Annotated in this window: 13 protein-coding genes; 6 read left to right on the top strand and 7 right to left on the bottom strand. The window is 40.1% G+C overall.

Annotated elements, in window-relative coordinates; all coding sequences use genetic code 11:
- Positions 1–4: 4 nt before the first annotated feature.
- From H5232_RS00275 to H5232_RS00265, 3 genes are read left to right on the top strand one after another with little or no spacing between them, the layout of a single operon-like run.
- A complete protein-coding gene (locus tag H5232_RS00275) occupies positions 5–430 on the top strand; it encodes a YcfL family protein (protein ID WP_182717901.1) in 426 nt (141 codons plus the stop codon).
- An 11-nt stretch (positions 431–441) separates the two neighbouring features.
- Complete coding sequence (gene lpoB, locus H5232_RS00270) at positions 442–1,077, top strand: penicillin-binding protein activator LpoB (RefSeq protein WP_145233716.1); 636 nt, start codon at positions 442–444, stop codon at positions 1,075–1,077.
- A gap of 20 nt (positions 1,078–1,097) precedes the next feature.
- Positions 1,098–1,565 carry a glycine zipper 2TM domain-containing protein gene (locus H5232_RS00265; RefSeq protein ID WP_149981188.1) on the top strand — a complete coding sequence of 156 codons (468 nt, stop codon included), beginning with the start codon at positions 1,098–1,100 and terminating at the stop codon, positions 1,563–1,565.
- 71 nt (positions 1,566–1,636) lie between these two features.
- Here H5232_RS00265 and H5232_RS00260 read toward each other — a convergent pair whose 3' ends face one another.
- Both H5232_RS00260 and H5232_RS00255 read right to left on the bottom strand, forming a co-directional pair.
- A complete protein-coding gene (locus H5232_RS00260) occupies positions 1,637–2,854 on the bottom strand; it encodes a pyridoxal phosphate-dependent aminotransferase (protein ID WP_145233714.1) in 1,218 nt (405 codons plus the stop codon).
- Between the two features lie 106 nt (positions 2,855–2,960).
- Entirely contained in the window at positions 2,961–3,305 is a 345-nt protein-coding gene (locus H5232_RS00255; RefSeq protein WP_145233710.1) for an Hpt domain-containing protein, read from the bottom strand.
- Between the two features lie 150 nt (positions 3,306–3,455).
- Between H5232_RS00255 and H5232_RS00250 the strand changes: the two genes are divergently transcribed.
- Positions 3,456–4,061, top strand: coding sequence for a tRNA-uridine aminocarboxypropyltransferase (locus H5232_RS00250; protein ID WP_182717903.1), 606 nt, complete (start codon positions 3,456–3,458; stop codon positions 4,059–4,061).
- Positions 4,058–4,837, top strand: coding sequence for a CLCA_X family protein (locus H5232_RS00245; RefSeq protein ID WP_182717904.1), 780 nt, complete (start codon positions 4,058–4,060; stop codon positions 4,835–4,837). The genes H5232_RS00250 and H5232_RS00245 overlap by 4 nt, the downstream gene beginning before the upstream one ends.
- Here the strand turns inward: H5232_RS00245 and H5232_RS24585 are convergent.
- The 3 genes from H5232_RS24585 to apbC form a co-directional block, all read right to left on the bottom strand.
- The gene (locus tag H5232_RS24585) at positions 4,788–7,307 is read right to left on the bottom strand and encodes a bifunctional diguanylate cyclase/phosphodiesterase (RefSeq protein WP_182830432.1); all 2,520 of its coding nucleotides are present in this window, start codon (positions 7,305–7,307) and stop codon (positions 4,788–4,790) included. The genes H5232_RS00245 and H5232_RS24585 overlap by 50 nt on opposite strands.
- Positions 7,308–7,524: 217 nt before the next feature.
- Positions 7,525–8,112 carry a dCTP deaminase gene (dcd, locus tag H5232_RS00235; RefSeq protein ID WP_145233702.1) on the bottom strand — a complete coding sequence of 196 codons (588 nt, stop codon included), beginning with the start codon at positions 8,110–8,112 and terminating at the stop codon, positions 7,525–7,527.
- A 3-nt stretch (positions 8,113–8,115) separates the two neighbouring features.
- Positions 8,116–9,195: an iron-sulfur cluster carrier protein ApbC gene (gene apbC, locus H5232_RS00230; protein WP_182717906.1), complete on the bottom strand. Its 1,080-nt coding sequence runs from the start codon at positions 9,193–9,195 to the stop codon at positions 8,116–8,118.
- Positions 9,196–9,371: 176 nt separating this feature from the next.
- On the opposite strand from apbC, the gene metG reads away from it, so the two are divergent.
- Positions 9,372–11,396, top strand: a complete 2,025-nt coding sequence (gene metG / locus H5232_RS00225; RefSeq protein WP_149981018.1) for a methionine--tRNA ligase — start codon at positions 9,372–9,374, stop codon at positions 11,394–11,396.
- 133 nt (positions 11,397–11,529) lie between these two features.
- Here the strand turns inward: metG and H5232_RS00220 are convergent, their stop codons facing one another.
- Both H5232_RS00220 and H5232_RS00215 read right to left on the bottom strand, forming a co-directional pair.
- The gene (locus tag H5232_RS00220; protein ID WP_182739230.1) at positions 11,530–11,919 is read right to left on the bottom strand and encodes a hypothetical protein; all 390 of its coding nucleotides are present in this window, start codon (positions 11,917–11,919) and stop codon (positions 11,530–11,532) included.
- Between the two features lie 115 nt (positions 11,920–12,034).
- Positions 12,035–12,463, bottom strand: coding sequence for a hypothetical protein (locus H5232_RS00215; protein WP_182717908.1), 429 nt, complete (start codon positions 12,461–12,463; stop codon positions 12,035–12,037).
- Between the last annotated feature and the right edge of the window lie 111 nt (positions 12,464–12,574).

Here is a 12,574-nt window from a genome sequence, read left to right as displayed (position 1 = left end):
TATCATGAAATATTTAGTGCCATTATTAACTGTCTGTCTACTTGCTGCCTGTACCAGTAGACCGACTACATCAGGTATAAGTGTTGAACAAGCTTCAGCGCAATACCAACAACAGCTAAAAGTCGATAATCCTGCACTAGGTAGAAAGCTGGCCATTAGTGATGTAAAGACTCGCCAAACGAATCAATTAACTGATGTTGTTGTCACACTTTCGAGTCAGTATAAAAAATCACAATATTTACAGTATCAATTTACCTGGTATGACGGCGATGGATTTGTGATCAAAGGCAATCATTCCCCTTGGCAATCATTGACTTTATTTGGTTTTGCTAACGTGCAACTGCCAGGCCTTGCACCTACATCTGATGCGGTTACATTTTCATTAGCGGTACGCGAAGTATCGACACAAGCACAAGAATTTAAAGATTAAAGGACACCATTATGAATACAGTAAACACAACTAAAAAACCAACGCTAAAAACACTCTCGGGTTTTGCGTTGTTAGGTTTGAGTGCGCTTGCCCTCAGTGGCTGTGCCAATAAAGCCGTAGTCAGCTACGGAGACGCACAAGCCGTAGAAACAACTGATATTAACTTCGGTTCAACTGACTTACAAAAAGTCGCCAGCCAAATGACGGATTCACTGTTGGCATCACCTGTGGTCGGCACATTAACAGCTAATACTCGACCAATCGTATTTGTTGAACGTATAAAAAACAAAACCAGTGAACACATTGATACTGAATCAATTACCGATTCAATTTCAACACAATTATTGCGCAGTGGTAAATTTCGTTTTGTTGATATGGGCCGCGTAGAAGCCGCTCGAGAACAATTGAACTTTCAAAATGATGATGCCCTAGTAGACCCAACTAAAGCGATTGCATTTGGCCAACAAGTTGGCGCGCAGTATATGCTTTATGGCAACCTGTCGAGCATCGTAAAATCGAATGCCGATAAAGCCGACGTATACTATAAATTTACAATGCGCTTAATGGATTTAAAAAGTGGCTTAGTAGAATGGGCGGACGAAACAGAAATTCGTAAAACCCGCGAAAAATCAACCTTTGGCTGGTAATTCAGCTGAGGAGGTAAATGATGAATAAACTCATACTTGGGCTGTGTACAGCCCTGCTCATCAGTAATCCAAGCTTTGCCGCATACGAACGCAATAAAGCCGTTCCTGTCCAGCAAGTACTATTTGGCAGTGTTCAATCTGTACGTAATATTACCGAGCAAGAACTTGTTCAAGACAAAAATAGTGGCTGGAAAACCTTTGGCGGTGCATTACTTGGTGGCGTTATTGGTAACCAATTTGGCGGCGGCAGTGGTCGCACCGCAGCGACTATTCTAGGCTCGGTCATCGGTGGCAGTGTGGCGAACAACAGGCAACAAAGCAGCCATTATAATCAATACCACTTAGTCGAGTTAATGATCAAAGTTGAAAACGGTGAACAATTTATGGTGGTACAAGACAAAGACAATCAAATGATATTTAGAACTGGCGACAGCGTGCGCTTAGTATATTTATCAGATAATACAGTCCGCGTTGATAAAGCCTATTAAGCTATTACATTAAACTAAAAAGCGAGCAGTATTAATGCTCGCTTTTTAGTATTTATAACTTTATTACTACGTTAGCTTTGTCTGTAATCGCTGAAAAAGCGTTGCATCTTACTCATAGCAGTCGTTAAATCATCTTTGTTAGGTAAAAATACCAATCTGAAATGATCTGGATTTGGCCAGTTAAATGCTCTTCCGTGAACCAGTAAGATCTTTTCTGCTTTGAGTAAATCTAAAATCATTTTTTCATCATTTTTGATATTAAAACGCTCAGTATCTACTTTGGCAAATGCGTACAATGCTCCTTTTGGTTTTGCACACGAAATACCTTCTATCGCATTTAAACCACGCCATGCAATATCACGTTGTTCGTATAAACGCCCACCGGGATTTATTAAATCATCAATCGACTGTACGCCACCTAATGCTTGCTGGATCGCATATTGTGCCGGCACATTGGCACATAAACGCATAGAGGCTAAAATATCTAAACCTTTACGTAAATCATCCATCAATGCAGTACGGCCACTTAATACCATCCAGCCCATACGCAAACCCGCTGCGCGATAGGTTTTTGCTAAGCCATTAAAAGTAATTATCGGCACATCATCACACAGTGCACCAATGGAGCTGTGCGTGATCCCATCGTATAAAATCTTCTCATAGATTTCATCACTCAATAACAATAATTTATGTTCACGTGCAATATCAATTAACTGCTGTAAAAGTGCGTCGTCGTATACTGCACCCGTCGGATTATTAGGGTTGATCAGCACTAATGCTTTAGTTTTTGACGTGATTTTACTGCGAATATCAGCAATATCAGGGAACCAATCTTGCTCTTCATCACATAGGTAATGGACTGGATTACCACCCGCAAGTTTGACTGAAGCGGTCCACAATGGATAATCAGGTGCTGGGATCAACACTTCATCATCATTATTCAGCAAAGCTTGAGTCGTCATTTGAATTAATTCACTGACCCCATTACCAATATAAATATTATCGACGTCTAGGTTATATAAACCACGTTGTTGGTAGTGCTGATAAATAGCCACACGGGCTGAGTAGAGGCCTTTGGAGTCACAGTAGCCTTGGGCTGAATACAAGTTACGAATAATATCGCGGTGCATATCTTCAGGCATATCAAACCCAAATGCCGCAGGATTACCAATATTCAATTTTAAAACTTTTTGGCCTTCATCTTCCATTTTGCGAGCCTGAACTAACACCGGCCCACGAATGTCATAACAAACGCCTTGTAATTTATGACTCTTTTTAATTTCTGACATTTTTACCTCTACTAGTGGAACAGCTAGATTAACCTAGTAGAGGGGCTAAATACCAGTGGATTTAATACCTCAAAACTGAAATAAATTCACGTCTGGGTATAGCTAACTAACGGCTTTGTAACCAATCAGTTAACTTAGCGGCTGATCCGGCAACTTGGTTGTCAAGCTGCTGAGCTGCCGCAAGCGCCTGAGAAACATCATTATTATTTAAGCTTTGTTCAATTTCTCTGGCCACCTGAGATAGACTGCTGGCACCAAACTGCGCGGCATTTGATTTTAAACTATGAGCATGGCGACTTGCGACTTGGATATCACTATGTATTGTAGCCAATACTTCAGAGCCTAATCGTTCAAATTCAGCACAACAAAAAGTCAGCGTATCGCTAAATTGCTCGCCTAATAACGATTCCATACTTTCCAATGCGCTTTCATCAATGACTATTGTATTCATTATTCATCCTTTTGTATTTAGCAACACTAAACCAGTAACTTATACTATTTTTATACTTTATCGTTCTATAGAAAAAAAACCAACTAATTGTCTCATTAAGCGTATAATTAGCGGGTTTTTCAACTTATTGCTACTAAACAAGATTCTTTTATGTCCCGTTCTTTGTGTGTTAATTGTAAATTTAGTCTACAAACGTGTCTTTGTGAAGATTTGTCGGTACTGGAAAATAAACTCAAAGTTATAATTTTGCAGCATCCTAGCGAAGTAAAGATCACTAAAAACACCGCCCGTTTACTCACATTGTGCCTAACGCAATACGACATCATGGTAGGAGAAACGCAGGCTGATTTTGCACAACTAAACACACTACCCGTTGCCACAACTGCATTACTCTACCCTGATGATAATGCCATCTTACTGGATGATGAAAGTACCGCAGCACCACAATTTAAAAGCCGGTTAAGTCATCTAATTGTAATCGATGGCACCTGGAAAAAAGCATTTAAGATCATGCAACTTACCCCAGCCCTTGCGGCTTTTAAAAAGGTCAGCTTTACGACGATCCCACAAAACCGATATCGTATTCGCAAAGCTCCCCGTGCAGATAGCCTCTCCACATTAGAAGCGGTTGCACATAGTTTAGCCTTGATTGAACATATTAACCCTGAGCCTTTATATCAGGCACTGGAAGCGCTCAACAGAAAACAAACCCAGTTTATGCCTGAGCATGTTAAAGCGCGTTATCAAGCCAAATGAGTGCCAGCAATCGCTTAAAGCGCGGGTTTTACCGCCAAGGACCGGATTACCGATTTGATGACCAAGTTGACTTTAGTGATATCCGCGATACATTTGGTTTTCGTACTATGGTGGTGGGTAAATGGGTCACCAAAGAAGAACGCTTTATTAGTGCTAATTTAATTTACGACGCACTAGCCGATTTAGCGCAAATACTGCAAGTGCCGCCAAAGACCATTGGTCTGAGGGGGAAACTCAATTTTGCTTTTGGCCATGGCGGGCAACAACACGTCCAAGCACATTATAATAGCCGTACTCGTACCCTTGCGCTGGCAAAAAATGCAGGCGGTGGCGCGCTGGCGCATGAATGGTTTCATGCGTTTGATCATCACATAACTAAACACATATTTCCCCAGCATTCGCCACAGCATTTTGCCTCTAAACTTTGGCTGGAGCACACGATTGGGCAAAGTCACCCACTAAACTTAGCATTAAATAAGTTTTACCAAGGGGTATTTCTAGAACCAACCGGTCAACACGCTAATCAGTATGTATTAGATTGTATAGAATTTGATAAACGCCATCAGCAGTTTTATATGAGTATGCCTGAAGAGTTAGCTGCACGTAGTTTTGAAGCATGTATTGCTTGTAATGAGCAGATCGTTAATCACTTTTTAGTCTCTGGGCTCAATAACTCAGCGCTAATTTACCCTAAGCGCGATAGCTTAAAAATTTGTAATAACGCGCTCAATGATTATTTTTCCCAATTAGGTCAACTACTTTTTCAAGATCATTGACAAATACGGTGGTGGTTTCAAGATTTTCTTCAAGCCACTGCATGTAATCGTCAAACGGTAATGGCCGTGAAAAAAAGTATCCCTGACCAACTTCACAGCCATAGCTTTGTAATTTAGCCATACTTTGGCTATCTTCTATCCCTTCAGCCACTACGTATGAACCCAGTGATTTGGCAATATCACAGGTAGCACGACAAATTGTTTGATCATTTTTAGAGTATTCAATATTCATTACAAATTGCTTATCTATTTTTATTTCATCAAAGCCCATTTTGCTCAAATACGCGAGTGACGAATACCCCGTGCCAAAGTCATCAATTGCTATTTTAACGCCAATTAAACGGTAATCATTCAGGGCATTTTTTATATCAACCCCCTCAAAGAGTGTTGCCGATTCCGTTAGTTCTAACATTACATTAGCCGGGTTGAGTTGATGCTCATTCAACAACGTTATAAATAACACGGGTAAATCTTTACGCAGCAAATCTTTAGCCGAAATATTGATAGATACAATATGCTCAGGCAATAATACAATCATTTTCTTTTGATATTGCAGTGCTTGCGTAATAACCCATTCGGTTAAATCTGAAATTATCCCTGATGATTCAGCAATAGGGATAAATAAATCAGGGGGAACATTACCCAACTGTGGATGCTCCCAACGTAATAAAGCTTCCGCGCCGTGCACTTTACCGGTGTTTAGATATATCTGCGGTTGAAAAAATAAACTAAGCTGATCGCATTCAATGGCTTCTTTTAAAGCTGATGCAATCGCAATGCGCCGTTGCGATAACGTCACATTCTCTATATTAAACATATGCCAGCGTTCACCATGAAGTGGTTTAACCGCCAATGCTTGCAGCCCTCGCTGGACTAGTTGTAATGAGGTACTGGCATGTAAGGGATAATTTGCTACACCAATTTCAACTTTATCAATTAAGTGAATGCGTTGATGAGTGAGACCCTCAGCAAAAACGCTATTGATCACACATACAAACTGCTCTACTTGGCTTAATTCTAACTTGCCGACTATTACAACCCCATAGGTGCTGTCATCTAACCTGGCAATACAACGGCTATGCTGAAGATTAGCTTCAACACACAGCACATTCATTGACGCTAATTGCTGGGCTAATTTGCCCATGGTTAATTTTATCTGCTCATTTACATGCTCATAGCCAAAATTTGCCCGAGCATTAATCAGTACAGCAGGCCTAAATAACAGTAAAGAATGCTCTGTTGATAATTTCACCTGACTATCAAGACGCTCTATTAGTAACTGTTTATTAGGTAATTTTGTATCGTCGTCGTGAGTGAGGCTGTAGCTATATTGCATAACACACTTACGCTCGTGAATGAGTAACACCATCACAAAAGTAATTACATTTAGCACCAGTAACATATCATTAAGTTGCTGTATCTGTGCACCTGCCACCAGCGTTGCTTGCCAACATAAAGTTTGTAAAACCACTGCAAACCAGACCAGTACAAACTTAAATTGCATCGCTTTTTTGGTATTACTAAGCCAATAAAAAAATAAATAACTCAGCACCACCAACATAGAACCCAAACACACGGTCACTACAGCAAACTGCACTGATTGCTTCATAAAACAGCTAAATAGTGCTGCAACACAAAATAAGCTTATATAAACTGTTAACTTATCTTGTCGAGCGTTTAAATGATTTTGCGACTGTAAATAATGAATAAAGTAAAAGTTGACCACCCCTAAGGCTATAACTTGAAATGAAAACTGTAACTTTGTGTACCATAAAGACGCAAATTCAATATTAAAGTAATTCAACACCCCTTTTGCTATTAAAAACTCACTTAATACACACACTAGGTAAGCAAGTAAATAAAGCGATTTTGCTTGATGAGATAAACCGTATACAGTGCCAACAACGGCAAGACACAGCAGTAATAGCCCCGTAATTAAAAAGAAATTTCGCAGTTTCTTGTTTATCAAATTGGCAAATTCATTACCAGTTGCAAGGCCAATGCTCAGCCTGTCATCTTCACTATGGCGAGCGTAAATTACAGCCCAACGAGCCTCATCTTTAGGTAACAGTGCGTGTGGCAGTACTTTATCAACATAACGGTATGCATCATTTTTTACTTCAACTAACGGGTTGAAACTCTCATTAAGAATATAAAAATTAAGCTGCGCTAAATGGGAATTGTCTGCATAAATCACCTCAACTTTTGATTGCGACCGTTTATTTAAATCAACAATAAACCAATAACCTTGCTCTGCCTTGATACGAACATGTGATAAATCTGTTTTTGAATCGGTAGTGACAACTTGTTCTAGTAAGGGTTTGGTAGTTTGAAAGGGCGTATTTGCTGGCACTAACCAGCCACTGGCAGGCACTTCATCAGCCATCACAGACGCTGTAGCAGTAATGCTTAACAGTATTAAAAAAATCTTTATACAATATGCTCGCGCTAATATGCTTGCCTGATCCACTGTCACTCCATGTGCATTGAACAAATAGTAAATTATAAAAAGATAATTAAAGTATGGAGGTATTAAATGAAATAGCCAGTAAATAACCTGAACCGTGGATAATATATCAATAAAATGCTTAAGCAGTGTTTATGGTAATAAAATCGAGTGAGTGTATTTCCAAGCAATAAAAAAGGCCTATCAAGTGATAAGCCTTTATTTTAAAACTATATTTTAATTAGTTACTATCATCACTAATACGACTTGCAACTGCGCTGGTTTGATCTTTATATTTGGCATCTTTGCGTGTATTGTAAGGATTTTCAGCAGGACCTGACATGGTCTCAAAGCTCATAGCGCCGATTTTCATCATAGGTCGTAATGCCAACGGCAATTTACCCGAGTTATAAAACTCTAAAACAATATTACCAGACCAACCGGGATCAATCCGATGGGCCGTCACATGCACCATTAAGCCAAGACGTGCCAAAGATGAACGGCCGTCAAGCCAGCCAACGATATCTGCCGGCAACGTGACTTTTTCATAGGTCATCGCAAGGGCTAATTCACCTGGGTGTAAAAAGAATGCATCGCCCTCTTTTAACACTATTTCATCGCTCATTATTGATTCCATTGCTTTATTAAGCTGATCTTTTGGACCACTTAAATCAACATAAGCTGCTGTATGATCTTGAAATACACGAAACTTATTACCTAAACGTAAATCTGCCGTTACCCCAGAAATCATTTCATCGGTCGGACTTGGCTCAATAATAATACGCTGTTGGGCAATATATTCTTTAATATGGGTATCTGATAATCTCATTAGTTAATCATCCGTAATCACAATTTCGACTGAATTATGATGGGGTTGTTGATAGTAAAGCATACTGGCAATCAGCCGCGCAGCGTCAGCATAAGTTTCACTCACCGCAGCCTGATTATCCATGGCGATTAATTTGCCTTGCTCTGAGTATTCGCGAATATCAATCGCCAAAGGAATTTGCGACAACACTGGCACACCATGACGCTGAGCTAATTTTATTGCGCCATCCTTTCCAAATACATGGTTTGGTTCGCCGCAGTGTGAGCACAAAAAATGACTCATATTTTCAATCAAGCCCAATACTGGCACATTCACTTTATTAAACATGGCAATGCCTTTTTGCGCATCAGCAAGTGCTAAATCTTGCGGAGTCGTCACAATCACCGTGCCACTGGCAGGTACTTTCTGACTCATAGTAAGTTGAATATCCCCAGTTCCTGGTGGCATATCTACAATCAGGTAATCAAGCTCACCCCATGCAGTTTCATTTAACAGTTGCGTTAATGCGCCCGACGCCATCGGTCCGCGCCAAACTGTGGCATCATCACTAGGCACTAAAAAGCCAATTGATTGTGCTTTGATGCCATTAGCGTCAAATGGTAGCAATTGCTTGTCATTTTTAGCCGTGGGTGTTGCTCCTTCAAGGCCTAGCAACATTGGAATAGACGGGCCATAAATATCCGCATCTAAAATCCCCACTTTCGCGCCTTCAGCTTTGAGTGCGCCCGCTAAATTTACCGCGGTGGTTGATTTACCCACACCACCTTTGCCTGATGCAATCAACACAATATGTTTTATCGCTTTGAACTTACATGCTTCAGTCAGCTCAATGCTTGCGTTAATTGTCACTGCTTGATTAAGTTGTTGGCTTACAAACGCTGCTACCTTTGGCATTTCAGATAACGCAGCAAATGGCAGCGTTAAATGAAGCAATATTGATTTATCATTTTTTGATTCAATGCTTTTAATGAATTTTTCATCAATGCCGACAGCAAAAGCGGCACTGCGATACCCTGCTAAGGCAGTAAGAATCGGTTGTTTTTGCACCGATTTAGAGGAGAATAGTTTCGACAATCCAAACATAACAATAAAATAGTGTTTCTTTGATGAAAATTGCCTCGGAATTATGTAACATTCAGGGCATTAACACCAGTCAATTAATGAAAATCGGCCAACCACGAAGGTGTTTCCTTTAGGTTTGCTGATAATATTATGATTTTCATCCGTTCCTTAACAGGAACCGTCAATTCGGAATGATTATGGCACAGCGAAAGATCCTCATTACCAGTGCATTACCTTATGCCAACGGCCCAACACATTTAGGCCATTTATTGGAATATATTCAGACTGATATCTGGTCACGTTTTCAAAAACTACAAGGCCACGAAGCTTATTATGTTTGCGCCGACGATGCCCATGGCACGCCAATTATGCTCAATGCACAAAAGCAAGGGATCACGCCGGAAGAAATGGTAAAAAATGTCAGCATTGAACGTCAACGTGACTTTGCAGACTTCAATATTAAATTTGATAACTACCACAGCACCCACAGCCAAGAAAACAAAGAATTCAGCGAGCTTATTTATAATCGCTTAAACGATGCCGGTCATATCAAAAAGCATACTATTTCACAGTTATTTGACCCTGAAAAAGGCATTTTCTTACCCGATCGCTTTGTAACTGGTACGTGCCCAACTTGTAAGTCTGAAGACCAAAATGGCGACAGCTGTGACGCATGTGGCGCAACATATAGCCCAACAGAGCTTATCAACCCGCGCTCTGTGATGTCAGGTGCTGAGCCAGTACTTAAAGACTCTGAGCATTACTTTTTTGACCTGCCAGCATTTGAAGGCATGTTAAAAGAGTGGCTTCACTCCGGCACTATTCAGCAAGAAATGGCTAACAAACTAGACGAATGGTTTGCCGATGGCCTGCAACAGTGGGATATCAGCCGCGATGCGCCCTACTTTGGCTTTGAAATCCCTGGTGCGCCTGGTAAATATTTTTATGTCTGGCTTGATGCGCCAATTGGTTACATGGCCAGCTTTAAAAACTTATGCGACAAACAAGGCATCGACTTTGATGCATTTTGGCAAGAAGGCTCTGACGCTGAGCTTTACCACTTTATCGGTAAAGATATTATCTACTTTCACAGCTTATTTTGGCCAGCAATGCTTGAAGGCGCAAAATTCAGAAAGCCAACCAATGTATTCGCGCATGGTTTTGTAACGGTTAATGGCGCTAAAATGTCTAAATCGAAAGGCACGTTTATTAAAGCGCGTACATATTTAGACAACCTCGACCCTGAGTTTTTACGTTATTACTACGCTGCTAAACTTAACAGCGGCATCACCGATCTTGACTTAAACTTAGAAGACTTTGCACTACGTGTAAATTCAGACTTAGTTGGTAAAGTGGTTAACATTGCCAGCCGTTGCGCCGGTTTTATTACTAAAAAGTTTGACGGTAAATTAAGTGACACTGTCATGGAGCCGCAATTATTAGCTGAATTCCAAGCAGCTACCGATACCGTTGCTCAGCACTATGAAAACCGTGATTATAGCCGTGCTATTCGTGAAATAATGGCGCTTGCTGATAAAGCAAACCAATTTATTGATACCTCAGCACCATGGGTATTAATCAAAGACGAAACGAAACAAGAACAAGCTCACCAAGTGTGTTCGCTTGGGCTTAACTTATTCCGCGTGCTAATGACTTACTTAAAACCAGTATTACCGGGTATGGCGGCAAACGTAGAAGACTTCTTAAATGATGATCTATCTTGGCAAGGCGCGCAAACTGCGCTTGTTAGCCACCCGATCAATAAATTTAAACCGTTAATGCAACGTGTAGAAATGGATAAAGTAAATAAAATGGTCGAAGAATCAAAAGAAAGCTTACTCGCTGCAAAAGACAAAATCGATCCAAACAGCCCTTTGGCAAAAGAGCCTATTGCAGCTGAAATCGAATTTGACGATTTTGCCAAAGTAGATTTACGTGTAGCTAAAATAGCCAAAGCAGAGCACGTTGAAGGCGCTGATAAGCTACTTAAACTAACGCTCGACTTAGGCGGCGAAACACGCCAAGTATTTGCTGGTATTAAATCAGCTTATGCGCCAGAAGATATTGAAGGCAAACTAACGGTTATGGTTGCCAACCTGAAGCCACGTAAGATGCGCTTTGGCATGTCAGAAGGCATGGTACTAGCAGCAGGCCCTGGCGGTAAAGAAATCTATATTTTAAACCCAGACGACGGCTCAGAGCCAGGTATGCGTGTAATGTAATTCGACTTTAACTAGTTAACACTAAAAAGCCGTTGTTTTAAACAACGGCTTTTTTAATTGCCACAACAAATTGTTTTTCCAGCACATAAAATTGTAGGTGCTGAAGTTAGCGACCTGCGGCTACCCGGTTAACTTAAAGTTTGGATGACCATAGCCAAATCATATAATTGGTAAAAGAAAAAATTATAAGTGGCATACCGAAAAACATTAGACCAAAATAAGGCCCTGTTAGTGCTGATATTAAGTAGTAACCTACACCTTTAAAAGGCTCACCTGAAATTAACTCAAATATACTTCTTAAAAAGCTCGATAAATACAGAGCTAGAAAGCCCATGCCCAAACCTAAAAGCTGTACTTGGTACTTTTTGGTTTGTCTGTGAGTTATTGGAGCAAAGTAATAGCCAACTATAAACCCTGAAAGTGCGCAAAAGCTACCGACGAGATCTGTGCCCAGCCAAATGAATAGTGGCCAACTGGCGAAAGATAAGATGACTGCATATTTCAGCCTTTCAGAAACTCTCAATATGGGCACCATGTTTAGTTAAGTTAACACGCGCATAAATTGCGGAAAATGCTTGGCTATAATTAGCGAAGAATGAGCGCCAGCCAAGCGTTTGAAGTCATTTCTGATGCGTTTATTATACCTTCTTTATCGGTAATTCACTTATTTTATAGACTCGAAAAGGTCCCATACAAAAAGTGATTAAGCCATCATTTTTCTTCGGAGCTCGGTAATTCACAGTAATATAAGCCTCATTTATCGTATCAGTCTTAATTGTAAAGGTTGATACTTTATAATCAGCTAGCTCATGATTGCTTTCAAAAGCATGTGGTTCAGAAATAATTGTAGGAACATACAAGGTTACCCTATCAATTTCACCTAGAGAGATTACAGCTCTTACAGCCTCAGCAACACCATAATTAACAGGGTAATAAACCGTTATTTCTGATAAATCAGCGAAATTATCTTGAGTTATAAACGCCGCTACTTTCTTTATTTCGCTTTTTTTATCACAAGAAAAAGTTGATATTGAAGTAAATAAAAATAACAAAACTAAAAGTTTCACTGAGCTTCCTTGAAGGTATAACAATTTTATCTACGACATTTATCTTTTTACAAACAGAAAAATATCCATATATTATAATGCATTTATCTTAGCTATCAAACAGATACCTGT

The organism is Pseudoalteromonas sp. SG41-5 (genome assembly GCF_014164495.1).
In the GTDB taxonomy this organism is placed as follows: Bacteria; Pseudomonadota; Gammaproteobacteria; order Enterobacterales; family Alteromonadaceae; genus Pseudoalteromonas; species Pseudoalteromonas rhizosphaerae.
Note: the sequence above shows the minus strand (reverse complement) of the source record. Positions and strands in the feature narration are given on the sequence as shown.